The sequence below is a fragment of the Acinetobacter sp. genome, from assembly GCF_045628685.1.
Classification (GTDB): Bacteria; Pseudomonadota; Gammaproteobacteria; order Pseudomonadales; family Moraxellaceae; genus Acinetobacter.
This window is the reverse complement of the sequence record NZ_JAZQPV010000006.1, coordinates 1-26,836: the sequence shown is the minus strand read 5'-3', so window position 1 is coordinate 26,836 and position 26,836 is coordinate 1. Positions and strand designations below refer to the sequence as shown.

The following is a 26,836-nucleotide window of genomic DNA, read 5'->3' as shown; positions in this document are numbered from 1 at the left end:
CTATTATGGGCAAAAATGTTGTGGTACTCGGTACCCAATGGGGCGACGAAGGTAAAGGTAAAATCGTTGACCTGCTCACAGATCAAGCGGCTGCGGTAGTTCGTTACCAAGGCGGACATAACGCGGGTCATACACTCGTGGTGGGTGGTAAGAAAACCGTATTACACCTCATTCCATCTGGTATTTTACGTGATAACGTACTTTGCTTAATTGGTAACGGTGTTGTACTTTCACCTGCTGCATTAATCGAAGAAATGGACATCCTTGAGAAAGAAGGCGTTCCAGTTAAAGAACGTTTACGTATTTCTCCAAACTGTCCTTTAATCTTGCCGAACCATATCGCGCTTGACCAGGCACGTGAAAAAAAACGTGGGAATGCGAAAATTGGTACCACAGGTCGTGGTATTGGTCCAGCATATGAAGATAAAGTTGCTCGCCGTGCAATCCGTGTTGCGGACTTGGTACGTGGTGGTGCTCATCTAAAAGCTCAGCTTGAAGAGCTGCTTGAATACCATAACTTCCAGTTGACTCAATTCTACGGCGTAGAAGCAGTTAACCTGGAAGAAGTATTGGCACTTTGTGACCAATGGCGTGAAGTGGTTGCACCATTAGTGATGGATGTCACCAAAGAATTACATGATTACCGTAAAGCGGGCAAAAAAATCATGTTTGAAGGCGCGCAAGGTTCACTTCTTGACGTTGACCACGGTACATATCCGTATGTAACATCTTCAAACACCACTGCTGGTGGCGTAAGCTCAGGTTCAGGTCTAGGTCCATTGCACCTTGACTATGTATTGGGTATTACCAAAGCATACACAACTCGTGTAGGTGCTGGTCCATTCCCAACTGAACTTGTTTACGATGCTGCTAACGATGTTGGTGATGCAATTGGTAAACACTTGGGTACAGTAGGTTCTGAATTTGGTGCTTCAACTGGTCGTCAACGTCGTTGCGGTTGGTTCGATGCAGAAATTCTTCGCCGCTCAGTAGATGTAAACTCACTTTCAGGTATTTGCCTAACTAAACTTGACGTTCTTGACGGTTTAGAAGAAGTGAAAATCTGTGTAGGTTATGAAGCTGCAGATTCTGGTTGTATAGGTTCTTCTGATGCGCTTGCATTTGAATCTTTAAAACCCATCTACGAAACTATGCCAGGCTGGTCTGAGTCGACTTTCGGTGCGAAATCAATCGAGCAATTACCTCAAGCTGCACTTAACTATGTTAAGCGTCTTGAGCAGTTGATCGAATGTCCAATCGATATTATTTCGACTGGTCCAGACCGCGAAGAAACAATTGTTTTACGTCATCCGTTTGATGCTTAATTTAAGCTGATACCAAGATGATAAAAAAGCCCCGCCATTTGCGGGGCTTTTTTATATTCATTATTTTGAAATGCAATCGGCGAATATATGGGGGGAATTTTGCCAAGACTAAAGTTGCATCAGAGAATACTGTTTAAATAACTGGTACTTGTTAGAATACAAAACATAAGATAAATGGAAGGTTGTGCGGGATGCATAAGAATATTTCAGGAACGATATTTTATTCCTTACTATTTGCCATGGGTGGTGCACCCACCATTGCGATGCTGATTATTCAGGCACAAACGCAAGATCCCAATATTATCTATACGGCATTTATCGGTTTAAGTGTAATTATTGCCTGCATTTTAGTTCCATTGATTCTGATTCAAAATGCTATTTTATTTTTCAAAAGAAAAAATGAGCAGCTTGAACAGAAAATTAAGCCATTTTGCCAAGTGTATTTGGTTTTAAATATATTATGTTTGATTTATTGGCTTAGTTTTCAGTTTCTTAAATAAGTACAGTTACATAAATGATATGAATATAAAGGGAATAATAATGTAAAGCTTATCTACTATTACCCTATAATCTGCTTAAAACTGATATTTGTTTTCAAGGTGGAGATTATTATAATGAATAGCAAACTCATTTTAAGTTTGTGTGCAGCGAGTGTGATCACGATTTCAGGCTGTACCACTGTAGCAGAAATGGCAGGGGCGGATTCATCCACATTAAATGTAGCTGCAGCACAAGGATTTAATAAAACAGTTCAGGAAGCGAGTGCCAATAAAACCTTAGATACAACTTCAGCAACGTATAAACGCATTAATTCTGTCTTTATGCGGCTAAAACCTTATGGTGATCAACTCAATCAAACAGGTCAAAAATTCGATTGGCGATTGGCTGTTCTAAAATCAGATCAGATTAATGCATATGTAGCACCAGGTGGAAAAGTGGTGTTCTATACCGGTATTGTGAATAAACTAAACCTGACTGATGCAGAAATTGCCGCAGTAATGGGTCACGAAATGGTACATGCTCTAGAAGAACATTCTAAAAATAAAATTGGTCAGCAAGCATTAACCGATTTGGCTTTAAGCATTGGTCTGAGCGCTGCGGGAAGTAATGTAGGGCAGTTAGGCAGTGCCGCGGCTCAGTTGGGTGCGCAAGTAGGTGTAGGTTTGCCTTATTCGCGAAGTCTGGAAAGTCGTGCCGACCAGGGTGGTTTAATGCTGATGGCGCGTGCCGGCTATAACCCACAAGCTGCTATTACACTTTGGGAAAAAATGAATAAATTGGAAGGTGCGGGCGGTGCCTCATTCTTATCGACTCACCCTTCAAATAGCCAGCGTATTGAAGCAATGCGTAAAAACTTGCCAGCCGCACAAGCGATTTATAACAAACGTTAATTGTGATTTGGCTTATTAAAAAGGATGCAATATGCATCCTTTTTAGTTTTTTACCCTCATCCCATTACGGAATATATTCCTCATCCCAAAGGGGGACGTAGATATATGCTTATGGAGCAGGGTTTGGCTGTTGACGATGAATATCCTCAATGCCTTGTAAAACTTCTGCTGACAAGTCAATTTCGAATGCCTGGATATTTTCCTTGAGTTGATCCAGGTTGGTGGCACCAATAATGGTACTGGTCACAAAGAACTGCTGTTTAATAAATGCCAACGAAAGTTGAGTCAAGGTTAAACCGTGGCGTTCAGCAAGTTGAGCATATTGTTCAGTTGCCCATTCGCTCTCTGGGTTGCTATAGCGGCTAAAACGGGAGAAAAGAGTGACACGTGCATTTGCAGGACGCGCACCATTACGGAATTTTCCGGTCAAATAACCAAAAGCTAAAGGGGAATAGGCAAGGAGCCCGACATTTTCATAATGGGCAATTTCGGACATGCCAATTTCATAGGTACGGTTGAGCAGACTATATGGGTTTTGCACGCTAACAAATTTTTCTAAGCCTAATTTTTCAGCCAAATGCAGAAACTTTAAAGTTCCCCAAGGGGTTTCATTGGAAAGGCCAATATAACGAATACGCCCTTTTTTAATTTCATCACTTAAAGCATTTAAGGTTTCTTCTAGTGCGGTAACTTCTTTATTGTTTTGGGCTTCCTCATTGCCATAACCGAGCTTGCCAAAGAAATTGGTTGGACGTTGTGGCCAATGCAGTTGATAGAGGTCGATATAATCGCTTTGCAGGCGTTTTAACGAACCGTCTATGGCTGAGCTAATCTCTGCAGCAGTAAAGCGGGTTTGTCCATCACGGATGTGGCTGCCCCCTTGTGAGGGACCAGCTATTTTTGAAGCAATAAAAAGCTGATCTCGCTTGCCGCGCTGTGCAATCCAATTGCCAAGGATGGTTTCAGTTGCACCTTGCGTTTCAGGCTTCGGCGGCACCGGATACATTTCAGCCGTGTCCCAAAAAAACAGACCTTGATCTAAAGCATATTCAAGTTGCTGAAAGGCCTCTGCTTGGGTATTTTGCTCACCAAACGTCATTGTGCCTAAACAAATTTCAGGTACAAGAATGCCTGTGTTGGTTAAAGGTTTGAGTTGCATAGGGCTTGATCCTTGAATTTTTATCATGAAATTTTAAATGGCTAAAGCCTAACTGATTTTTTGATCAGCGTTAAATCATGAATAGTTTTAAAGTTGTCACAAAATTTACAAAAGGATAGGCATAAAAATCAATCTATAAAAAAAGCAAACCCTAAGATTTGCTTTTTTCGTGAGCGCTAAAGAATAAAAAATTATTCTTCGTCTTCAAGCCCATCTACAGCGACATTTGCATCTTCAGTTGAGACATCGAAAATAAGAATGGCTTTACCATCAGTTTCGATCATGCCTTGTTCTTCAAGGGTTTTTAAAACGCGTCCCACCATTTCGCGGGAGCAACCGACGATACGGCCAATTTCTTGACGCGTAATACGGATTTGTCGGCCGTTAGGTAAAATCATGGCTTCTGGCTGAGAAGAAAGATCGATTAAGCAACGCGCAATACGACCAGAGACATCAATAAATGCAAGGTCAGTCACTTTACGTGTGGTATTTTTTAAGCGACGAACCAGTTGGGCAAATACAGCATAGCTCAGGTCTGGATACTGTTTGCTTAATTCATGGAAGTTGTCATAGGTGATTTCAGCAATTTCACAGACATCACGTGTACGGACTTCCGCAGTACGTTGTGGATTTGCTTCAAAAAGACCCATTTCCCCAAAAAAGTCTCCTGCATTCAAATACGCAACCACAATTTCACGTTCATCATCTTCACGTAAAATAATGGATACTGAACCTTTTAAAATTAAATAAAGTGATTTTGATTCAGTGCCTGCATCAATAATTGCAGTACGTTTTGGGTAGCGGTTTATATATGCACGTTTTAATAATGCTTTGACTGACTCTGGTAATTGACCAGGAGAAAGTGCATCGGTGCTAAGTTGTGAAAAGCTTGCAGTCATGCTAACGGTTCCGAATATGGATAAGTAATAGATCGCACAGACCTAAAATGAACTTGTCACATAGAAGAGATGAAATTCCTTATCAACTCAAATTATGTTAGTGTACAGGTACTTCGTAAATTTATAGCTTTTTTCAGGTAGTTGCAATGCAAACAAGCGTACATTGGCTAGAGAATGTTGCTTTTGAAGCAAAATCAGAAAGTGGTCATCACATTGTCATGGATGGTGCTGAGGCATATGGTGGTGAAAACCGTGGTCCACGTCCCATGGAGTTGATATTAATGGGACTTGGTGGCTGTGCTTCCTTTGATATTGTGACTATTTTAAAGAAATCACGACAAGATGTGACAGGTGTGGTATGTCAGCTAAAAGCTGATCGTGCCGATACGATTCCTGCGGTGTTTACCAAAATTCATTTACACTTTGTGGTGACCGGTAAAGCAGTGAAAGAAAAACAGGTGGCTAAGGCTGTTGAACTTTCTGCTGAAAAATACTGTTCAGCAAGCAAAATGTTATCCGATGGTGGCGTTGAAATTACCCACGATTTCGAAATTATTGAAGCAGCATGATAAAAATAAACGGCAATTCATCAGTGAATTGCCGTTTTGTATGAATGATATAACTGAAAAATATTTTATAAAAAATAATCTGTGCGCTTCAAATCCACTCTTTTAAAAAGACTTCATTCTTTGCTTTGTTAAATTCAATCTTTGATTTTCACTTAATAAAGTTTGGATCAATCCCATAAGCTGCTTATATAAATTAAAAGCATACATATCATTTTTAAAATCCCCCCCCTATAGATGTCTTGTAATCCATTGAATTATCTCAAACATCGTAATGAAAGCGCTTTTAAATAGAATTTGATACATAAGATATAAAAATCACCTTGAAAAAAAATATTTAAATACCCATATTATAATCAAGCTCTATATTTTATTTTAATTTCTTTAGTCTTTGAAAATTAAAACATTTTTTAATAAATTGTGTTGAAAAATATCAAAGCATTCCCATCTATTATCCAAGTACAAAATTTGTTGTGAGGAAAATAAGAATGCGTTTTGAAAAATTTACCAATCGCTTGCAGCAAGCTCTCTCAGATGCTCAATCTTTAGCCATGGGTAAAGACAATACCTCTATTGAAGGTATTCACATTTTATCAGCGCTATTGCAGGAGCCTGCCAATATCAGCTTGTTACAACAAGCTGGGGCAAATCTACGAGATCTTCAGACCAAGTTACAACAAGCATTAAATGATGCAGCTACTATTGCCAATCCGACAGGAGATATCAATCTTAATCCTGAAGCAGTACGTGCCTTAAATTTGGCAGACAGCTATGCACAGAAAGCCGGAGATGAATTTTTATCGACCGATTGGGTGCTTCTGAGTTTGGCAGAAACAGGTGCAACCAAAACTTTACTGAATAATGTAGGCGTAACCTCTGAAAGTTTACGCAAAGCAATTGAAAATATTCGAGGTGGTGAAAAAGTCATGAGTAATACCCACGAAGATCAACGTGATTCACTCAATAAATACACCATTGATTTAACTGAGCGTGCCATGTCAGGAAAATTGGATCCAGTGATTGGGCGTGATGAAGAAATTCGTCGCACCATTCAGGTTCTGTCACGTCGTACTAAAAATAACCCTGTATTGATTGGTGAGCCTGGGGTCGGTAAAACTGCAATTGTAGAAGGTTTGGCACAGCGAATTGTTAATGGGGAAGTTCCTGAAGGCTTAAAAGGTAAACGCGTTTTATCTTTGGACTTGGGTTCATTGCTGGCAGGAGCTAAATATCGAGGTGAGTTTGAAGAACGTTTAAAAGCGGTTTTGAAAGATCTGGCCAAATATGAAGGCGAAATCATTCTCTTTATTGATGAACTGCATACTCTTGTCGGTGCCGGTAAGGGGGAGGGTGCCATGGATGCCGGCAATATGCTGAAACCGGCCTTGGCACGTGGTGAACTGCATTGTGTTGGTGCAACTACTCTAGATGAATATCGTCAATTCATTGAAAAAGATGCTGCGTTAGAACGTCGTTTCCAAAAAGTCTTGGTGGATGAACCGAGTGTTGAAGATACCATTGCAATTTTACGTGGTTTAAAAGAGAAGTATGCAACGCATCATGGTGTCCAGATTCTGGATTCGGCCATTATTGCTGCTGCCAAAATGTCACATCGTTATATTACCGATCGTCAATTACCCGATAAGGCCATTGATTTGATTGATGAAGCCGCTTCTCGTATCAAAATGGAAATTGACTCAAAACCTGAGCCGCTTGACCGCTTGGATCGTCGTTTAATCCAGTTGAAAATGCAGTTGGAAGCGGTAAAACAAGATGCTGATTCAGTCAGTAAAGCTGAAGTGAAACACCTGGAAAACCAAATCGAAGAAGTGCAACGTGAATATAGTGATTTGGAAGAGCAATGGATCGCTGAAAAAAGATTGGTAGAAGGTACGAATCAGGCACAAGTTGAATTGGATAAAGCGCGTACAGCTTTTGAAAAAGCCCAACGTGAAGGTGACTTGGCTGAAGCTAGCCGTTTGCAATATGGAGTGATTCCTGAATTGCAAAAAAGGCTCGAAGCTGAAGAAGTGGCTGAAAACAATGAAGAGCCAAAACTCATACGGACTAAAGTGACCGAGAATGAAATTGCAGAAGTGGTTAGTGCTGCAACGGGTATTCCGGTGGCGAAAATGTTGCAAGGTGAACGTGAAAAACTCCTTCATATGGAAGATTTCTTACATAACCGTGTAGTTGGGCAAGATGAAGCGGTAGTTGCAGTTTCTAATGCGGTTCGTCGCTCACGCGCAGGCTTATCTGATCCGAATCGTCCAAGTGGTTCATTCTTGTTCCTTGGGCCAACAGGCGTGGGTAAAACTGAATTGACCAAGGCTTTGGCAAACTTCCTTTTCGACAGTGACGATGCCATGGTTCGGATTGACATGAGTGAGTTCATGGAAAAACACTCTGTGAGTCGGTTGGTCGGTGCACCTCCAGGATATGTAGGTTATGAAGAAGGTGGTGTATTAACTGAGGCGGTGCGTCGCAAACCTTATAGTGTTGTATTGTTTGATGAAGTAGAAAAAGCGCATCCTGATGTGTTTAATATCCTGCTGCAAGTTCTTGATGATGGACGTTTAACTGACTCTCAAGGTCGTGTAATCGACTTTAAAAATACGGTTATAGTTATGACCTCTAATTTGGGTTCCCAAGATGTTCGTGAATTAGGGGAGGATGCAACCGATGATGAAGTCCGTGCAGTAGTCATGAGTGCTGTCTCTCAACACTTCCGTCCAGAATTCATTAACCGTATTGATGAGTTGGTGGTGTTCCATTCACTGAAAAAAGCACAAATTCGTGGTATTGCCGATATTCAGTTGGATCGTTTACGTTCACGTTTAAGTGAAAAAGACATGCGTCTTTCTGTTGATGATAGTGCATTTGATCAATTGATTGATGCTGGTTTTGACCCTGTGTATGGTGCGCGACCATTGAAACGTGCAATTCAACAGCAGGTCGAAAATTCCTTGGCTCAAAAAATCTTGAGCGGAGATTTTCTACCTGGCGACACCATTTTGATTAAAGCTGAAAATGGTCATCTTGAGTTTGAAAAAATGAAATTAAGTTAACCACTTGACTAAAACGAATGGTAAAAAACCCAGCCAAGGCTGGGTTTTTTATTTTACGCTTATCCTTATTATTGTTTAAATACGTAAAGCTAATTGCAATTTATCAATTGATGGTTTTAAGATTAGGTCTAAATCTACAACTTGGATGCGTAGATTATCGCTTTATAAAAAACAAAAAATGCCGCTGTGCAGCGTGCGAAAGGAAATAAAAATTATGATGGAATTTAAGCTTTTACGGCAATTAAAAAAAGAGCCGTATAGTCAGTATAAGCATGTCGGTGATGTGACAATACAAGAAATTAAGCGTATGTATGATATTTACCAAAAATATTATGCCAATACCCGTTATGAAATTTTTGAACGTGATTTCTTAGAAAAAACGGGTGTTTTCTTTATTATCGAACCTAAAAATAAACAAATCGTCGGCTTTTCTACCGTTATGGAACGTGACTTCGTGGTGAAGGGTAAAGCTCGTCATGCTTTTTTTAGCGGTGACACCATTATTGAGCAAGAATATTGGGGAAATCGTGCTTTAACACGTGCCATGTATCGTTATATTGTTAGCTTTAAAATGCGTTATCCACTTACACCAATTTACTGGATCTTGATTTCTAAAGGTTTTAAAACCTATTTGTTATTGGCGAATAATTATTACAGTTATTATCCACACTATGGTGAAAAAAATTCCCATTTACAAGATTATGTGGATTCTTATTGCCGCCAGTATTTTTCCGAATATTATGATAAAGCCTCAGGTTTACTGAATTTTGGTGAAGATTATCAGCCTTTAAAAGCAGATGTCGCACCAATTACCAAAGAATTACGCGAGAAAAATACCAAGATTGCATTCTTTGAAGATAAAAACCCAACCTGGGTGGAAGGGACAGAGTTGCCATGTATCGGTGAATTACGCTGGAGTGATTTATATCGCTTTATTAGCCGCTTTATGACCAAAAATATGAGTGTGGGTAAAGTAGAAAGTCAAATGCCACAAAAGCGTCCATTACATATCGCTTCGGATTCAGATTCTAGGGTGGCGTAACTATGGGATTTCTGCTGTCAGCTTCACATCAAATACTGGAGTTCGCCTGCCGAAAAGCATTTCAGCGCTATCGGCAGCAAGCGAATGATCTAGAAGCGGTACAACGCCAAAAATTGGATCAGTTCTTAAAACAACATACTTCGCAAAGTTTAAGTTATGAAGCGTTTGTAGAAAAGTATCCAATCACCCGTTATAGCCATTGGAAAGAAAAAATTGAACAGTCTCGCCAAAGTGGAAAAAACTGTTTGGGTACAGAAAAAATTGTTCGCTTTCAACCCACCAGTGGTTCAAGCGAAGCACTGAAATTTATTCCTTATACGCAAAGTTTTTTAAATGAATTGGATGAAGCTATTAGTGTATGGCTCACTAATTTATATCGTGAACATCCACAACTAAAAAATTCAACCCATTATTGGTCAGTGTCATGGTTGCCGGAAAGTCAGCGTAAATTGTTAGAAAACAGTAATCTGAATGATGACAGTGCATTACTGAATGCCTCAAAACGTATTTTAAGTAAAATTACGCAAGCTGTACCGGCTGATATCGCCCTTGCTGAATCAGCAGAAGATGCCATGTTTGCGACCGCCGTATTTTTGGTCGCGGATAAAAATCTAGGCATGATTTCAGTGTGGAGTCCAACTTTTGCGCTGCAATTATTGGATGTGATTGAACAGAATCAAAATGAAATTGTGAACGTGTTGAGAACAGGGCAATGGAAACGTCGCAGTCTGGATTATTTAAAAGCACCACAATCATCAGAGCAGAGTTATAAATTACAACGTGTAGATTTAAAAGAACCAATGGCATGGACCGACCTTTGGCCTAAATTGGCATTAATTTCCAGTTGGGATACCGCAAGTGCTGAACGCTGGGCTAAAAATTTACAGGATCGTGTAGCAAATGTCGCTTTTGAAGGCAAAGGCTTATGGGCGACAGAAGGCGTAGTCACGATTCCTCTTAATAATCGTTATCCGCTCAGCTATCAATCACACTTTTACGAATTTTTGAATTTAGACAGCGGTCAAACTGGACCTTCATGGGCACTCAAAGCAGGTGATATTGTAAGTCCAGTTATTACTACAGGTTCTGGGCTGATCAGATATGTGATTGATGATGAACTTGAAGTGACGGGTTTTTATAATCAGATTCCCTGTTTTTTGTTTTTAGGCCGAAAGATGACGGTCGATTTGGTGGGTGAAAAAATTGATCAAATCACCGCACAAAAAATTTTGGCTACCTTCCAACAAGACGATTATGTCCCGGTAAGTTTGTTGGGGATTGAGTTTTGTGAGAGTAAAAAACCTCACTATATTTTATTAAGTGAAGGTAATTTAGCAAAACAACCTTCAGCTATAAGATTAGATGAATTGTTAAAAGAAAATTTTCATTATGAATTGGCACGAAATTTAGGTCAGTTAGATGAACCTGAAGTAAAACACGTAGATGATGCATGGCAGTACTATAAAAGTTTGGCAATGCACAATGGAATGATCGAAGGGAATATTAAACCTGAACCTTTGAAAAAAATGAAAACAAAAATAACTTAAGTATATTTGAGTAAAACTATATGAGCTTAAACGTATTGTATGCACAAAATGACAATGATAACCAAATTTACCGATCGAAAAATGAACCGAATTTTTTGGTACGGGATGCGACTCAGGCAGATGACGAACAACTGGTGCAATTGATTGCAGAGACCATGCCAAGTAATGGTATGACTTTGGCTTTTGAACGTTATCCAAGTTATCTCAGTGCTAGCCATGCACAATATAATCGTCCAGATATCAAACTGGTTGTACCGGAGGAAAATCCTACACAAGTGGTCGGAATGATGAATCTGGGTTGGCGCTATTGTTTTATCAATGGACAACCAGAATTATTGCGTTATGTCGCGGATTTGCGCATGCATCCGGCGCATCGTGGTAATAAAGTACTGCGACTACTAATGGATTATGTATATGACGAAATTCCACTTGAGACTATTTTTCAAAGTGTAGTTCTAGAAGATAATACTGTTGCATGTAATATTTTGCACAATGAGCGTAAAGGCTTTCCTACACCATTTCATTATGACGATATTCGTACCTTTACGGTGTCACAAGCGCAAAAACCGGCGCAATTTGGACAGTATCATTTTGAGCAAATGAATACGAACCATGTAAGTGAAGCCAATGCATTTATTTTAACAATGAAGCAGCATTATAATTTTCTACCGAATTATGATTTTTCAGGTTTGGCAGAATCCAACCATCCATTTTGGTTGGGCATGAACATCCACGATTTTTATCTGATGTATGACCAGAATCATCAGATTGTTGGTTTATATGGTTTGTGGAATCAAAAAGCTTTTAAACAAACCCGTGTTGTCGATTATTCTTTGCCTTTAAAAGTCATGAAGCCTTTTTATAATCTTTATGCTGGTGTTCGAGGTGTTGTGTCTTTACCTAAAAAAAATGATGCCTTTGAGTATTTGATGATTCATAGTGCTTTATGCCATCCTGAGCAACAAGATGTGTTTGCCAGCCTGATTTTCCATGCGAAGCAACAGACTAAACTGCGTCGCAAACAAGCCTTTTGTATTACTTTGGCAAATAATGATCCACGTATTCATTGGATGAGTAATACTACATCTCATATAATTCAAGCCAAGCATTATTTTCATAGCTTTAAAGGCAATCCCTATACCACCTTTGATCGTAATAAGATTAGTTGTTTTGAAGTGGGCCGTATTTAATTATTATGTGGCAATTACCCAATCATGCAATGTGATTGGGGGCAGATAGTAATTTAAAAAAATTATATTAATTTACATTTCTGACTTTTACTTGTTTGTAAAATAAGCAAAAAATAAGACATGTGCTGTCAAAATTAATATGGGGTTTGGTGGCCTTGTTGTATTGGCAACGGCTGCTATTGGGGGGATTTGTATACAGATAAAAGTTTACATTTGTATTATCAGCAAAATCAAAAAAAATAATTTAGTTTCGATGCAATATAAAAATTTTAATATGGGCGCAATGCAGGGTTCTGCAGACTGGGCAGCTCAACTTTCATTTGATCCTTGTAAACCTAAAGATGTTTTGATGCTCACAGGCAAGGATGAAATTAAATGCAGTTGGAAGGGTTATCATATCGAATCGAAAATTAACTTACAGCAAGGCAGTGAAGTTTTTCAAAAAATACTCAAACAGACTTTAACTGCTCAAACCAAGATTGATTGGTTGGGTATTGTGTATTCCTCATTGACGACGCCGGTTTTTGAAAAAAATGATGCGGATATACAAACTCGAATTGATTCAATGACGTTTAAAATGGATACAAAATCCAAAGACGATCAATTAAAAATATTAAATGCCAAACTTGAAATACCGAATATGACCTTTAGTGATAAATTGAGTTATGTACAGATGCGAGAAGTAGAGTTTGAAACGACTCAAGGTTTAAATTCTATCCTTGATGAAGGGAAAACCCAATTGAATATTGCTTCGATTAAACGTACCGATCGAAATGTGCAGCAATTTGGCAGTGGTGAATTTAAAGAGATTTTGCTTTGATGATGAATCCGGGTATTGATCAACATACGGTAAATTTTGATACTCAGCTGAATATTAAAGAAGTGGTCATGCACAAAATACCAACCTTGCAAAAGTTGCAAATGAATTTTACGCTGAAAGCGCTGAACAAGAAAAAAGTACAAGATTTCTTTGATTTGATAGAAAAAAATAGTGAAGTGTGTATAGCTAAAGAAGAGTTGACTCCAGTATTGGCTAATCGTCTTTTATCCATTGTGAATGAAGGTTTTGGTTTTGAATCGCAAAATAACCAGATTAATTTGGGTGAAGGGTTTGCTAAAGCAAGCTTGAGTGGCAAGGTGATGCCCGGTCATCAATCTTCATTTGCCAGCTTGGTTAAAATGGCACCCAGTTTAGTCGAGTATCAGGCGAATGTTGAATATGACAAACAAATCATGAAAACCCTGATGAGTAATTATTTACAGCAAGGCGGTAAAACACTGTCTGATCAAGAGTTTGAACAAATGCTTAATGGCATGCAGCAAGCGATGCCAGCCAAACGCGATGGTGATGTGTTAAAGGTAGGAATTGAATATAAATATGGCGAAAAGAAATTTTTAAATTAAGACCTGAGCTTAAAAAAGGCGGTCGGATGTGTAGTCTTTTTTAATTGCATAATATCGGGAAGTAACGAAAGCACATTGTTGTTGTATATAAAAATTGTTAGCGTTCATTATAAATAATAAAAAAGGAAAGCTCATCATGAAGATGAAAAATAAAAAAAGCGTTTATAGTCAGCCGCAAAAAAATATAGTGATCATAAATCTTCTGCTGATCATCTGTTCAGGATCTTATGCAGAAGTTCCTTTAACAGACCAAAAACTGTCAGAACAAAGGAGTGATTCTAGGCATCTGGATGCTGAGACTATTCAGCGTGCTCAAAATAGTATTGCACAGCCGATTGATCAGCAGAAAAAAGAAAGTAAGGAGTTAAGTGACCAGAACAATCAGGGAATTCAAAAACAGAATATTGATGAAACGGCATTAACCGATTATCAGATGCAGAAGAAAAAAGCGACTGAGCAATTAATGCTAAATGAAAAACAAGCCAGTACTGAATCCACCATTCGTTTATTTGACTCGGTGAATCAGTCAGATAATTTGCGAATGAATTACTACGATGGCATTAGCATTGAGATGAAACGCTAAATTGCGTTCCATCTCAATGGGTATTATTTCATGCTAAGAATCATCAGATTGGATGATGTTTAATTTTCCATGCTTTATGGATTTTGGTATTGCGTTTGAAATCTGGCCCAATGGTTTCACTGGTAATCTCTTGCACGTCAAACATGGCTTGAACTTCTTCATCCATTTCGAAACCACGGTAGTTATTCGAAAAGTATAACGTACCTTCAGTGGTTAAACGGTTCATGGCGCGTTTAAGCAATGAATTGTGGTCACGCTGGACGTCAAAAGTACCATAGAATTTTTTGGAATTTGAGAATGTTGGTGGATCAATAAAGATCAGGTCATATTGTTCATGACCTTCTTTAAGCCATTCAAAACAGTCACTCGAGAAGAACTGGTGCTGTTCATCCGCATGATCCACCGTCAAGCCATTGAGCACAAAATTTTCTTTTGACCAGTTCAAATAGGTATTGGATAAATCGACACTTGTTGTACTTGCTGCACCGCCTAAAGCTGCATGAACGCTGGCAGTAGAGGTGTAACTGTATAAGTTTAAGAAGTGTTTGCCTTTCGCTTCAGCAGCAATACGTAAACGCATTTGGCGATGATCAAGGAACAGGCCAGTATCTAAATAATCGGTCAAGTTGACTAAAAGTTTAGCTTTGCCTTCTTGCACAATAAACCGCTTAGAAGCAGTACTTTGTTTTTCGTACTGAGTTTTACCTTCCTGACGGGCACGCGTCTTGATAAAAATCGCATCACGGCCTAAACCAGTCACTGCACGAATAGAAGCCAAAGCTAAATTAAAGCGTTTTTTTGCTTTTTCAGGATCAATGGTTTTTGGTGGCGCGTATTCTTGCACATGCAGACGGTCGCCATACAAATCCACTGCAACATTAAAGTCAGGTAAATCTGCATCGTATAGACGTAAGCAATAGATATTTTCTTTCACAGCCCATTTTTTTAAGGCTTGAATATTTTTTTGCAAACGGTTGGTAAAGTCCTCGGCACCTTCAATTGGCTCAAATTGTTGCGGTTGCCAAGTTGCCAAAAATGGCTGGCTTGCAGTTGCAGGTTTGATGGTGCCGAAACGTACGTAAATAGGAAGTTTACCATTCATCAAACGCAGAATTTGCGGATCATTGAATGCCAGCACATCGGCTTGTTCAACTTGTGCAGCAATGACTGCCGCATATTGATTCGGGAAGTTCTTTTGTAAAAGAGCGGACAAGCCTAAATACAAGGCGCGATTTGAGGCTTTTTCACCTAAACGCTCCCCATACGGTGGGTTGGTCACGATAAACGAAGTTTTTCCTTCAGCCTGGAAATCAGGCCAATCTGCAAGAGTACGTTCTTCAATTTTAATTTGATCGAGTATGGCTTCAAAGCCTGCTGCAATAATATTTTGCTTGGTCGCTTTCACCGCTTCCCAGTCAGCATCATAAGCATAGAACTGAGGGAGTGGTTTTTCTAATGCTGCCTGATGGCGTTCAGCGGCTTCAGCTTTAATCGACATCCATAAGTCATGGTCATGACCATTCCAGCCACTGAAACCAAAACGACGGACAAGGCCCGGCGCACGATCAGTGAGCATCATCAATGATTCAATAATGAATGTTCCTGAACCACACATTGGGTCTAAAATAATGTCAGGCTTACGTTCGATTAATTTGGCTTTTTGCAGAATAGCGGCTGCAAGATTTTCTTTAATTGGCGCATCGGTCATGAAATGACGGTAGCCACGTTTATGTAAAGAATCACCTGATAAATCCAGGCAATAAGTATGCTGGGTTTTACCCGCAAGCACATATAAAGTAATTTCAGGTTGTTTAATGTCGATGCTTGGGCGTTTGCCTACAGCTTCCATGAAGGAATCGACTACACCATCTTTCACACGTAAAGTCGCAAATTGTGTATTTACTTTAATGTCGCGTTCAACGTGTAAACGAATGGCAAATGTACTTTGGGTTGCAAAAATAAGCGACCAGTCAAAGTTCATTGCACCTTCGTACAATTCTTCAGCCACATCACGTGCATCATGAGTGAACTCTAATTCATGGGTATGAATAGGCGTCAGTACACGAGAGGCTAAACGTGACCACATACAAATACGGTATGCATTTTCTAGCGTGCCTTGGAAAACTAAACGTCCTGGAAAGCGTTCAATATTTTGAACACCTAAACCTTCCAATTCTTCTTGGAGTAAGGTTTCAAGCCCATCTGCACAGGTGACCCAGTATGTAGAAAGACGTAGTTTCGAATTCATGCAAATTTCCAAAAGCAGCTAAGCAATCTATTATTTTAACGTATTTTAGTCCCGAAAAGTTTATAAATTATGGCAAAGCCCAAGCTTGATAGGGGAAATATATGATTTTTATCTATTAAGCTTGCATAACTGGTATGTATTTTGCTGATCACCCTGTTTATTGGTTATGAGTCATGTGATTTGGACTGTAACTGCTATTTTTAATCAGTTTGATTTGATCAGGGGACATTGGATGCAAGACACGACTATAAATGGGTTCTTGAACCGTTCTGAAGCATTTTCTATTGCGACATTGATTTATGCGCGATTAAGACGTATAACAGGGCGCGTGATTGATGTGACGTATTTGATGCAAAATCAAGATTATATAAAACATGTGATTGATCTTGCTTTATCTGCGAATGATTCCGAGCTGCAGCGGCAAGCTGAGCGTTTACGTTGCTTAATGGTATTGGACGTTGAACCTAATCAAATTGAGGTTCAGGCAGAAGCAGCGGAAATATATGAATCGGAAGTAACAGAAGAAGAAATTTATAGAGCACAAGTGTCACATCACTACATTGGTGCATTGCGTTAATGTTTAGGCTCTAAATACGCTTTGATTTAGAGCCCAGCTTTAAAAAATTAACAATAAACTGAATTTTATTAATAAAGCATTGTCATATATAAATGGGTAAAACTAATCACTTACCTTTAATTAATAAATTTACATGACACGTAAATAGTCACTGAATGCTGAAAACTTCAACTGCCATCCACAGGGGAATATCTGTATAATAGTTCAACTTAACTGAACGGGAATCTCTCATGCACTTGGCGGCATTGCATACTCCGAGCCAGATTCAACTCAATCAACAGGGGAATCTCAAACATTTCTTGACTATTGACGGTCTTTCTAAAGAAACCCTGACCAAAATTCTTGATACAGCCAATTCCTTTTTCAATGCTCAAAATCAACTAATAACGACTCCTTTATTAGAAGGTCGTACGGTCATGAATTTGTTCTTTGAAAATTCGACACGTACGCGTACCACTTTTGAAGCAGCGGCAAAACGCTTGTCAGCCAATGTGCTGAATATTGATATTGCGCGCTCAAGTACATCAAAAGGTGAAACATTACGAGATACCTTGTGGAATCTTGAAGCGATGGCAGCCGATATTTTTGTGGTTCGTCATTCATCTTCAGGTGCGGCACATTTTATTGCACAAACAGTTTGCCCTCATGTTGCGATTATTAATGCAGGTGATGGCCGTCATGCGCATCCGACGCAAGCGATGCTGGATATGTTGACCATCCGCCGTGAAACTAAAAAGCCGTTTGAAGCTTTAAGTGTGGCCATTATTGGTGATATCAAACATTCACGTGTAGCACGTTCCGATGTGGCGGCATTGCAAACTTTAGGCTGTAAAGACATTCGTGTAATTGCACCGAATACCTTGCTGCCGTATGGCTTTGAAGAATATGGCGAAGATATTCGTTTGTTCAATAATATGGAAGCCGGGATTAAAGATTGTGACGTGATTATTACTTTACGTATTCAGAATGAACGTATTGATTCTCCTGCGCTGGCTTCACAAGCTGAATTTTATAAAATGTACGGTTTAAACAAAGAACGTTTGGCGATGGCAAAACCTGATTGTATCGTGATGCATCCGGGGCCAATGAACCGTGGTGTTGAAATTGATTCCAGTATTGCCGATGGTCCACAAGCGGTCATTTTACATCAGGTGACCAATGGGATTGCTGTGCGTATGGCGGTACTGGCCCTGTCTATGCAAGGTCAGTTGCAAGAAAAAGGTTTAATTGAAGCGGTTGCGGGATAAGGTAAAGTCATGAGTATTGTAAAAATTGAAAATGTACGTGTCTTAGACCCAATCAAAAAAACGGATAGCATACAAACAGTATTTATCGAAAACGGCAAATTGGTTGCGGCAACGGATCAGATCAGTGAAAGAATTGATGGTCAAGGTCAATGGTTGATGCCAACTATGGTCGATTTGTGTGCACGTTTACGTGAACCGGGTCAGCAGCAGCACGGTACTTTAAAGTCTGAAGGAAAGGCCGCGCGTGAAAATGGTATTTTGCATGTCTTTACGCCGCCAGATTCAAAACCAATTGTACAAGATAATGGTGCACTGATTCATGGTCTGGTTGAAAAAGCCATGCTAGATGGCGGCATCTATTTACAAGTGATTGGTGCACAAACTCAGGGTTTGCAAGGTAATCAGCCAGCAAATATGGCAGGCTTGAAAAAAGGCGGTTGTACGGCTGTTTCGAATGCCAATGCGCCGTTTGCGGATGATGACGTGGTAATTCGTACCCTTGAATATGCTGCAGGTTTAGGTATGACGGTGGTGTTCTATGCAGAAGAACACCAAATTGCGAAAGATGGTTGTGCGCATGAAGGCTTTATTGCTTCACGTCAAGGTTTGCCGATGATTCCGGCATTGGCTGAAACCGTTGCGATTGCTAAATATTTACTCATGATTGAAGTAACTAAAGTACGTGCACATTTCGGTTTGTTATCTTGTGGTACATCTGTTGAATTGATCAAAATTGCAAAAGATAAAGGCTTGCCTGTTACTGCGGATGTAGCAATGCATCAATTGCATTTAACCGAAAGCTTAACCGACGGTTTTAATTCTTTGGCCCATGTACGCCCGCCATTGCGTGCTGAAAAAGATAAGCAATTATTACGTCAAGGTGTAAAGGATGGAGTGATCGATGCGATTTGTACCCATCATGAACCGCTTAGCAGCTCTGCAAAATTAGCACCATTTGCCGAAACACAACCAGGTATGACCGCTTTTGATACTTACGTTGCATTTGGTATTCAACTCGTTAATGAAGGGCTGTTTGAACCTTTGGAATGGGTAGAAAAAGTAACACTTGCACCGGCAAAAGTCGCGAATATGGTTGACCGTTGGACTGAAGAATCGGGTTGGGCTTTGATTGACCCTAAACTAGAATGGATGGTCTCAAAAGAGTCAATTCTTTCACAGGGTAAAAATACTCCGCTCATTAATCAAAAAGTAGTAGGTAAAGTGGTTCAAACTTTTGTAGCTCAATTGATTTAATATTTTTTTATAATTTATAAAAGTCAGCCTCGGCTGGCTTTTTATTGCTGAAAAAAATAATGGTATTCAAATAATACAATTAATTACACTGAATAAAAATTGAACAGATAAACTAAAAATACAGATGATAAGACCAGAATAAGAGGAATAATGGATGAATAGTAATTTGATTGATTTACTCAAGCAGAAAGTATCTGCGATTGTCCTTGAGGGCGAAACAGAATATCTTAGCGAGAAGATTCAGGCATTAAGCAGTTTTTTTCCTATTCTCTTGTCACTTTTCAAATCTAAGCCCGAACTTATTGGAAATTTACAGAGTCAGTTAAATCCGAGATTAAGTGATATCTTTGCAACACATCCCGATTTAAAGCAGCAATTTTTAGAACAGGTTTCAGGCACAGTTCCGACAGGAACCATTGAATCGACCTTAAATCGTTCAATTGCCCCTACACTGGGCTTTTTAGAAAGTGAAGCGGGTTCCTCTGAACCAAGTGCGATTGCCCATCTTATTGAGACGCATTGGCCAGCAGTGTCGAGTGCCTTGCCACATTGGGCACCGGCACTTTTAAGTGCTCTGGGTGTCAGTGTTGCATCTGGGCATGCATTGCACCAAGCACCGGAAGTTGAACCTAATAGAGTGGTCGAGGAAAAAAAGAAAACGAATTTTCTCTGGCCGCTGATTGCTTTAATTGTTCTGGCAGCACTGCTGGCTTTAATGTTTAAAGCCTGTTCAGATAAAGAAACCAAGCCAGCAAGTGGTGTACCTGCACAAACAGCCACCAGTGAGCCAGCAAAATTGCAACTCAGTACAGGTTCGACAGGGGATTTAACCACGTGTCAACTTTATTCTGGCAATGCGAGTTATAGCGATATTCTGCAAAAAGAAATTAAACAAATTTTCAATCACAATATCGGTTGTGGTGTCGAAACAAATGCAAAATACCATAATGAATTTATTGATCAAGATGCGATTCCAAGTGTATTGAAACTGATCCAAGGTGTTCCCAATACCTCATTAATCTGGATGGGGGATCAACTTTATATTCAGACTGATAATCCTGATGATGCACAACAATTGGCAGACAAAATTCAGCCACTGGTTAAAAATATGAAAGTGGTGATACAGGCCTCTACCACTATTTCTGAACCTGTGGATAGCGAGACAGCAATAAGCGCAGGTAATACCAGTGCTGAAAAAGCTTTGGCAAAAATTAATCCAGATAATATCCGTCCATTAGATATTGCAACCGCACTGAATATGCAAATTATCAATTTTGATACCGCAAGTAGCAATATTCCAGATGCCAATAAGTCGATTTTAGATCAAGCTGCAGCCTTGATTAAACGAGCATCACAAGTGCATTTAACGGTTAAAGGTCATACCGATGCTTCGGGTGATGCGGCAGCAAATAAAGCATTATCACAAAAACGAGCACAAGCTGTTGTAGACTATCTCGTAAAACAAGGTGTTGACCCAGCACAATTGAAAGCTGTCGGTTATGGTTCGGAACAGCCTGTTGCTGATAATGCAACACCTGAAGGTCGTTTTAAAAACCGCCGTATTGAGTTTGAAGTATTGAATACTGAAAATGGCGTAGTGCGTGATGTCGATGAGCAAGGAATCAATGAACAGTAAATATAAAATATATAATTTTCAGAAAAAATCCCTGAGTGACGCAGGGATTTTTTAAAAGAATTTTTATAAATAGTTTTTTAAACAAAAGGACGAATTGATTCGTTCTTTTTTTATTGGCATGCTGTGGTTAATTGTGAAACGTGAAAATATTATGCGTATTAGTTTTATTGGGGCTGGGCGGGTTGCACATCATTTGGCTCATGTTTTAAGCCAGCATCATCACATCATACAAATCTATAGCCGTAGTCTTGAGCCTGCACACACCTTGGCTGCGCAAGTGGGTGCAACTGCAACGGTGAATATCTGCGAAATAAATCCTGAAATTGATTTGGTGATCATTGCGGTAAGTGATCAGGCAATTGCATCAGTCATTGCAGAGGTTCATCAACACTTAGCTGATGTTTTGATGGTTCACACCTCCGGCAGTACAGATATTGAAGTCTTGGCAAAAAACCATGCACGTGCTGGTGTGTTTTATCCTTTACAAACCTTTAGTCTGGATCGGGAAATTCCTTGGTCAGATACACCCTTATTTGTAGAAGCCAACTCTGAAGCGGATCTGGTATTATTAACAAAGCTTGCCTACCAGTTAAGTCATCGAGTTTATCAATACACATCGGCACAGCGCTTAAGCCTGCATTTGGCTGCGGTGTTTGCCTGTAATTTTAGCAATTATTGTTATGACATGGCGAAGCAGATTGTCGACACGCAGCAGGTGGATTTCTCTTTACTTTATCCACTGATTTTAGAAACTGCCAATAAAGCCGTACAGCATGATCCTAAACAGATGCAAACAGGGCCTGCGATGCGGGGCGATCAAAACATCTTGAATATGCATCAACAGATATTAGATGATGCTCAAAGAGAAGATCTAAAAAATGTGTATAACCTGATGAGTCAGCAGATTTTGCAATCGCATCATCCTCAATAGTTACTTAAACTGAGATAAATAAATTGATGCAATAGATGGCAAAAGGAGGTGAGTATGGCAAAAGATTTTAATAGCCAATATGTTGTGGATGGCTATGATGAGCATATTAGGAAATTAATTCCCGGCTATGATGTGGTACACCAGCAAATCAAAGCTTTATTACAAACCTATGCAGATGAATATGCCCATGTATTGATTGTAGGCTGTGGCACAGGGTATGAGCTGGGTTATCTATTGCGATCATTTCCAGACTGGACCTTTACGGCAACAGAGTTGTCGGAAACCATGCTGGATAAAGCCAAACACTATATTCATTCCTTAAATGCATCGCATCGGGTGGAATTTGTGTTAGGCAATGTTGACCAGTTAAAAACCGCTCAGGCCTATGATGCAGCACTTTCTATTCTGGTCACCCATTTTGTGAATTATTCAGAGAAGGCAAAGTTCTTTAAAGCGATTTGTTCGCGTTTAAAACCTCAGGGAATATTTATTACTTTTGATTTGACCAAAATAAAATCAGATCAGGAGCTGGAAGTACTGAAGCATGTATGCGAGGCAAATGGTTTAACCCCTTCACAATCAGCAGCAATGATTGAGCGTTTGGATGATGATTTTTATCCGTTATCAGAGCAGGAAGCATGTGAACAATTGAAATTAAGTGGCTTTGATTCTGTAGAGCGCTTTACCCAGATTTTATCTTATCAAGGTTATCTGGCGATAAAAGCTTAAAGTCTAACAATGAAAATGGCCCATATCTATATGAGCCATTTTTTTAATCTCTATTCAGTTTATTTAATTTTCTTGAACAGGAAGTCATTAATGGTATGACCTTCCTCTAAGCCGCGGCGTTCAAACTTGGTTTGTGGACGCCAGTCAGGGCGTGGGTAGCTATTGCCTTTACCTGCCATGTTTTCAAGATTGGGACGGTTATCCAATACATCCAGCATCCATTCAGCATACGGTACCCAATCTGTAGCGGAGTGGAAGGTACCGCCCATTTCCAGTTTTTGTTCAACCAGTGGCATACGGTCATGCGATACAAAACGACGTTTGAAATGACGTTTCTTTTGCCAAGGATCGGGGAAATACAGCTGCACGGCATTAATGCTGTTGTCTGGCATTCCACGAAGCACTTGAATGGCATCGGCATCGAGCAAACGCAGGTTGGTTATACCTGCTATACCCGCTTCATATACACATTGTGCGATACCCGGAACATGCACTTCGATACCGACATAATTGCGTTCAGGATTGGCTTTTGCCATAAGCACAAGCGAACGGCCCATACCAAAACCAATTTCCACCGTTAAAGGGCGTTCTGGATGTTCAAAGTGCTGACGTAAATCACCCACCGGATATTCCAAAATTAGGTGACCATATTGTTCAAGCGCAGTACGTTGAGAGGTGTTCAGCGGAGATGAACGACGCATAAAAGTGACAATTTCGCGATGTTCATTCAAGTTGTCCAGCTCGACGACTTGCGGGTCTAATTGATCGTTCGACATAACTTTGGCAAATGTAAAAAATTCGAATGCGGTATTTTAAGTCTTAAGACTGGCAAGTCAAACTTTTCTAGGATTTTTCATGGGCTAAAATACTTTAGCAGGGCCAAAAATATAAAAGAGTCCGAAGACTCTCTATATTTTCTTTATATTTGATTAGGCTTGGTTGTATTGATCAACCAAGGTGCTGCTGGCGTTATTTAACCCGACAACTTTTACTTCAATATTCTGATCTTTAAATTTCTGTACGACATTATTCAGCATATTGACTGAAGTAATATCCCAGATATGCGCATGGGTAAGATCAATCTCAACCTTGGAAATATTTTCTTTAAAGTCAAAAAACAGGAAAAACTTGTCTGAGCTGCTAAAGAAAATTTGTCCTGAAATCGTGTAATGACGTGTGGATTGATTGACTAATACAGAACTGACTTTTACTTCGCTTTCCAGTTTATTCACTAAAAACAAAGCCGAAAGTAACACACCGACAAATACGCCTAGCGCAAGGTTATGGGTTGCTAAAACGATAATGACCACAGCCAGCATCACAATATTACTTTGCTTCGGATGCTTCTTGAAATTACGCAATGAATCCCAGTTAAAGGTGGTGAAAGACACCATAATCATAATGGCAACTAGTGCTGCCATTGGAATGTAAGCCAGCCAATCTTTAAGAAAAACCACTAAACACAGTAAAAATACTCCTGCAACCAAAGTTGATAAACGTGTACGTGCACCAGATGATACGTTAATGATGGATTGACCAATCATGGCACAACCGGCCATGCCGCCCATAAAACCACTCACGATATTGGCATAACCTTGACCGCGACATTCCTGATGACGGTCGGCTTCAGTGTCAGTAACTTCATTCACGACAGTTGTGGTCATCATGGTTTCTAATAAACCCACGGTTGCAAGGGGAATTGAATAAGGAAAGATAATTTTTAAGGTTTCAAAGTTCAGTGGAATTTCTGGAATCAGGAAAATAGGCAAGGTATCGGGTAAATGACCCAAGTCACTGACGGTACGCATATCACCGCCTGAAAATAAGGCAAGTAGGCTCAGCAGGACAATACAAATCAGTGGAGATGGAATCAGTTTGCCAATTCTTGGAATATAAGGAGAAAGATAAACCACAGCCAAACCTAGGCCTACAAATAAATAGCCTAAACTATCCATTCTGCTTAATTCTGGAAGTTGAGCCACAAAAATTAAAATCGCTAGGGCATTTAAAAAACCATAGACCACGGATTGTGATACAAAGCGCATCAGTTTGGCGACTTTAAAATAACCTGCAATTACCTGAATGATACCGGTTAAAACGGTTGCTGCCAGTAAATACTGCAAGCCATGTTCTTTGACCAGAGTAATCATCAGTAAAGCCAGCGCACCGGTCGCCGCAGAAATCATGGCAGGGCGACCGCCAAAGAAAGCAATGGTGACAGCTATACAGAATGACGCATATAAGCCGACTTGCGGATCAACACCGGCGATTGCTGAAAAGGCAATCGACTCGGGGATGAGGGCTAAACCCACCACCAAACCTGCCAATACATCGGTGCGGATATTGGAAAACCATTCTTCTTTTTTAAGGCTAATCACTACGTTAATTTTCATCACACTTTAAAGTGGGGTATGTTAAAACAGTTTTATGGAAAAAAGCACCTCAGATTGACTTGAAAAATACTGCATTTTGGACAATATTCTAAAAGGTAAAGGTTTTTTACGCATTGGTGCTTTTTTGCAATTTACAGGTATGATCACTTGAAAGTTTGTTAGAAGAGATTTAAAACAGTTAATAGTTAAATAACAAGGATCAGATATGAAGCTTTATTACGCCCCTGGCGCGTGTTCACTAGCATCACATATTATTTTAAATGAAATTAATGTCGATTTTGATTTAGAGCGTGTAAATTTAAAAACCCATACAACAGAGAAAGGTGCTGATTACTACGCAATTAACCCAAAGGGCTATGTTCCAGCTTTAGAAATTAACCCCGGCTTGATTTTGACTGAAAATGTGGCAATTTTACCGTTTCTTGCACAACATGATCCCAAACAAGATTTAATTCCGCCATCAGGTTTAGGGCGTGCCAAAGTTCTTGAATGGTTAGGGTACTTGAACTCTGAATTACACGATGCTTATGCGGTATTTTTCGGTGCGCCATTGTCGGATGAAGCGAAAGAAAAAGCCTATGCAGAAATTGACCGTTTGCTTGCCTATATTGAAAAAGCCATTGCTGAGTCTGATAATGATTATTTAGTTGATGATAATTTTGGTCCGGCAGATGCCTATTTATTTGTGTTAACCAATTGGTCAAATGGTATTGGGCATGACCTGGCGCCGTATACCAATATTATTGCCTTGCGTAATAAAGTGGCAGAACGCCAATCTGTACAAATTGCGATGCGTGATGAAGGTTTGATTCCTTAATTTTTTGCACTGATTTGAAAAAGTACCTGAGGGTGCTTTTTTTTGGTTTTAAAATTGTGAATATTGAAGGATTGGAGAGTTTTATTGTTGATTTTTTATCAATAAAAAATTGAGTATCTTGGCCGCTGTAAACAAGTCTTTTAAGGTGAGTGGATGAATAAGATTCTGATTGTTAATGGTGCTAAGCAATTTGCACCCTCGAAGGGCGGATGAAATGATACATTGACTAGTTAGCAAATACTGCGCTTGGCGAACTGGGTCATAGCGTTAAAATTTCTCGTGTAGGGAGCGATTATGACATTGAGGAAGAAATCCAAAAATATATCGGGGCAGATGTCATTATTTACCAAATGTCAGGCTGGTAGATGGGCGTGTCGTGGACAAAAGTATTATAGTAGATGAATATCTTTACAGAAGGCCATGGAACTTTATATGCCAGTGAGGGGCGATCACATTCAGATGCATTAAAAAAATATGGTTCATGTGGTCTCATTCACGATAAAAAGTATATGTTGTCATTAACCTGGAACGCACCCCTATGGAGGTGTTTAATGATGCTGATCAGTTTTTATCATGGCGTTGGGGTGGACGGGGTATATCTGCCATTTCATGATATTAAAATCCGCATTTTGCAAAAAAGGTTTAAGTATTTAAGAATATTCTTAAAATGAAAAAAAGGACTCGAAAGAGCACTGCTGTCCCATAGTTTGATTTGAATAAAAAAACCTGAGTCCGAACAGTTAAAATATGAGTGCAAACAAACACTTTAACGATCAGGATTCAGGTTTTGTCACATCAGAATACCGTATTTCATCAACTGATTAAACCTG

At 39.6% G+C, this 26,836-nt stretch carries 23 protein-coding genes and 1 pseudogene; 19 read left to right on the top strand and 5 right to left on the bottom strand.

The genetic code is table 11. The features are described from left to right. The first annotated feature begins 5 nt into the window (after nucleotides 1-5). From ACKI4H_RS01100 to ACKI4H_RS01090, 3 genes are all read left to right on the top strand, one after another. Nucleotides 6-1,325: an adenylosuccinate synthase gene (locus tag ACKI4H_RS01100; protein WP_407303296.1), complete on the top strand. Its 1,320-nt coding sequence runs from the start codon at nucleotides 6-8 to the stop codon at nucleotides 1,323-1,325. 191 nt (nucleotides 1,326-1,516) lie between these two features. Continuing rightward, the gene (locus tag ACKI4H_RS01095; RefSeq protein ID WP_407303295.1) at nucleotides 1,517-1,825 is read left to right on the top strand and encodes a hypothetical protein; all 309 of its coding nucleotides are present in this window, start codon (nucleotides 1,517-1,519) and stop codon (nucleotides 1,823-1,825) included. 114 nt (nucleotides 1,826-1,939) lie between these two features. After that, nucleotides 1,940-2,716: a M48 family metallopeptidase gene (locus ACKI4H_RS01090; RefSeq protein ID WP_407303294.1), complete on the top strand. Its 777-nt coding sequence runs from the start codon at nucleotides 1,940-1,942 to the stop codon at nucleotides 2,714-2,716. Nucleotides 2,717-2,825: 109 nt separating this feature from the next. Here ACKI4H_RS01090 and ACKI4H_RS01085 read toward each other — a convergent pair whose 3' ends face one another. Together ACKI4H_RS01085 and crp are read right to left on the bottom strand one after the other, a co-directional pair. Next, nucleotides 2,826-3,875, bottom strand: a complete 1,050-nt coding sequence (locus ACKI4H_RS01085; protein ID WP_407303293.1) for an NADP(H)-dependent aldo-keto reductase — start codon at nucleotides 3,873-3,875, stop codon at nucleotides 2,826-2,828. A gap of 191 nt (nucleotides 3,876-4,066) precedes the next feature. Beyond that, nucleotides 4,067-4,774, bottom strand: coding sequence for a cAMP-activated global transcriptional regulator CRP (gene crp, locus ACKI4H_RS01080; RefSeq protein ID WP_407303292.1), 708 nt, complete (start codon nucleotides 4,772-4,774; stop codon nucleotides 4,067-4,069). A 146-nt stretch (nucleotides 4,775-4,920) separates the two neighbouring features. Here crp and ACKI4H_RS01075 point away from each other — a divergent pair, with 146 nt between their 5' ends. The 8 genes from ACKI4H_RS01075 to ACKI4H_RS01040 all read left to right on the top strand — a co-directional run bounded on the left by ACKI4H_RS01075 (nucleotide 4,921) and on the right by ACKI4H_RS01040 (nucleotide 14,174). Then, a complete protein-coding gene (locus ACKI4H_RS01075; protein ID WP_131383508.1) occupies nucleotides 4,921-5,343 on the top strand; it encodes an OsmC family protein in 423 nt (140 codons plus the stop codon). A gap of 485 nt (nucleotides 5,344-5,828) precedes the next feature. Beyond that, nucleotides 5,829-8,408: an ATP-dependent chaperone ClpB gene (gene clpB / locus ACKI4H_RS01070; protein ID WP_407303291.1), complete on the top strand. Its 2,580-nt coding sequence runs from the start codon at nucleotides 5,829-5,831 to the stop codon at nucleotides 8,406-8,408. A 214-nt stretch (nucleotides 8,409-8,622) separates the two neighbouring features. Continuing rightward, complete coding sequence (locus ACKI4H_RS01065; protein ID WP_407303290.1) at nucleotides 8,623-9,450, top strand: hypothetical protein; 828 nt, start codon at nucleotides 8,623-8,625, stop codon at nucleotides 9,448-9,450. Between the two features lie 2 nt (nucleotides 9,451-9,452). Then, nucleotides 9,453-10,997 (top strand): GH3 auxin-responsive promoter family protein, encoded by a 1,545-nt coding sequence (locus ACKI4H_RS01060; RefSeq protein ID WP_407303289.1) that lies wholly within the window; start codon nucleotides 9,453-9,455, stop codon nucleotides 10,995-10,997. A gap of 20 nt (nucleotides 10,998-11,017) precedes the next feature. Beyond that, on the top strand, nucleotides 11,018-12,187 hold the full coding sequence (locus tag ACKI4H_RS01055; RefSeq protein ID WP_407303288.1) for a GNAT family N-acetyltransferase: 1,170 nt from the start codon (nucleotides 11,018-11,020) through the stop codon (nucleotides 12,185-12,187). A gap of 253 nt (nucleotides 12,188-12,440) precedes the next feature. Then, a complete protein-coding gene (locus ACKI4H_RS01050) occupies nucleotides 12,441-13,007 on the top strand; it encodes a hypothetical protein (RefSeq protein WP_407303286.1) in 567 nt (188 codons plus the stop codon). After that, nucleotides 13,007-13,591 carry a DUF945 family protein gene (locus ACKI4H_RS01045; RefSeq protein WP_407303285.1) on the top strand — a complete coding sequence of 195 codons (585 nt, stop codon included), beginning with the start codon at nucleotides 13,007-13,009 and terminating at the stop codon, nucleotides 13,589-13,591. The genes ACKI4H_RS01050 and ACKI4H_RS01045 overlap by 1 nt, the downstream gene beginning before the upstream one ends. Before the next feature lie 136 nt (nucleotides 13,592-13,727). Then, a complete protein-coding gene (locus ACKI4H_RS01040; protein WP_407303283.1) occupies nucleotides 13,728-14,174 on the top strand; it encodes a hypothetical protein in 447 nt (148 codons plus the stop codon). Between the two features lie 43 nt (nucleotides 14,175-14,217). On the opposite strand, the gene rlmKL is transcribed toward ACKI4H_RS01040, so the two are convergent. After that, entirely contained in the window at nucleotides 14,218-16,422 is a 2,205-nt protein-coding gene (gene rlmKL / locus ACKI4H_RS01035) for a bifunctional 23S rRNA (guanine(2069)-N(7))-methyltransferase RlmK/23S rRNA (guanine(2445)-N(2))-methyltransferase RlmL (protein ID WP_407303282.1), read from the bottom strand. A gap of 232 nt (nucleotides 16,423-16,654) precedes the next feature. On the opposite strand from rlmKL, the gene ACKI4H_RS01030 reads away from it, so the two are divergent. The 6 genes from ACKI4H_RS01030 to ACKI4H_RS01005 all read left to right on the top strand — a co-directional run bounded on the left by ACKI4H_RS01030 (nucleotide 16,655) and on the right by ACKI4H_RS01005 (nucleotide 22,796). Beyond that, a complete protein-coding gene (locus tag ACKI4H_RS01030) occupies nucleotides 16,655-16,999 on the top strand; it encodes a hypothetical protein (protein ID WP_407303280.1) in 345 nt (114 codons plus the stop codon). A 230-nt stretch (nucleotides 17,000-17,229) separates the two neighbouring features. Next, nucleotides 17,230-18,246 carry an aspartate carbamoyltransferase catalytic subunit gene (locus ACKI4H_RS01025; RefSeq protein WP_407303278.1) on the top strand — a complete coding sequence of 339 codons (1,017 nt, stop codon included), beginning with the start codon at nucleotides 17,230-17,232 and terminating at the stop codon, nucleotides 18,244-18,246. A gap of 9 nt (nucleotides 18,247-18,255) precedes the next feature. After that, on the top strand, nucleotides 18,256-19,500 hold the full coding sequence (locus tag ACKI4H_RS01020; protein ID WP_407303277.1) for a dihydroorotase: 1,245 nt from the start codon (nucleotides 18,256-18,258) through the stop codon (nucleotides 19,498-19,500). A gap of 154 nt (nucleotides 19,501-19,654) precedes the next feature. Continuing rightward, on the top strand, nucleotides 19,655-21,136 hold the full coding sequence (locus ACKI4H_RS01015; protein WP_407303276.1) for an OmpA family protein: 1,482 nt from the start codon (nucleotides 19,655-19,657) through the stop codon (nucleotides 21,134-21,136). Nucleotides 21,137-21,287: 151 nt separating this feature from the next. After that, complete coding sequence (locus ACKI4H_RS01010; protein WP_407303312.1) at nucleotides 21,288-22,067, top strand: Rossmann-like and DUF2520 domain-containing protein; 780 nt, start codon at nucleotides 21,288-21,290, stop codon at nucleotides 22,065-22,067. 54 nt (nucleotides 22,068-22,121) lie between these two features. Then, on the top strand, nucleotides 22,122-22,796 hold the full coding sequence (locus tag ACKI4H_RS01005) for a class I SAM-dependent methyltransferase (RefSeq protein ID WP_407303275.1): 675 nt from the start codon (nucleotides 22,122-22,124) through the stop codon (nucleotides 22,794-22,796). Nucleotides 22,797-22,855: 59 nt separating this feature from the next. On the opposite strand, the gene trmB is transcribed toward ACKI4H_RS01005, so the two are convergent. Both trmB and ACKI4H_RS00995 read right to left on the bottom strand, forming a co-directional pair. Beyond that, the gene (gene trmB / locus ACKI4H_RS01000) at nucleotides 22,856-23,572 is read right to left on the bottom strand and encodes a tRNA (guanosine(46)-N7)-methyltransferase TrmB (protein WP_407303274.1); all 717 of its coding nucleotides are present in this window, start codon (nucleotides 23,570-23,572) and stop codon (nucleotides 22,856-22,858) included. Nucleotides 23,573-23,725: 153 nt separating this feature from the next. Further along, complete coding sequence (locus ACKI4H_RS00995; protein WP_407303311.1) at nucleotides 23,726-25,174, bottom strand: SulP family inorganic anion transporter; 1,449 nt, start codon at nucleotides 25,172-25,174, stop codon at nucleotides 23,726-23,728. 220 nt (nucleotides 25,175-25,394) lie between these two features. Between ACKI4H_RS00995 and ACKI4H_RS00990 the strand changes: the two genes are divergently transcribed. Beyond that, nucleotides 25,395-26,006: a glutathione binding-like protein gene (locus ACKI4H_RS00990; protein WP_407303272.1), complete on the top strand. Its 612-nt coding sequence runs from the start codon at nucleotides 25,395-25,397 to the stop codon at nucleotides 26,004-26,006. Nucleotides 26,007-26,159: 153 nt separating this feature from the next. Continuing rightward, nucleotides 26,160-26,617 (top strand): annotated as a pseudogene (locus ACKI4H_RS00985) (NAD(P)H-dependent oxidoreductase); the annotation flags it as partial. Nucleotides 26,618-26,836 lie beyond the last annotated feature (219 nt).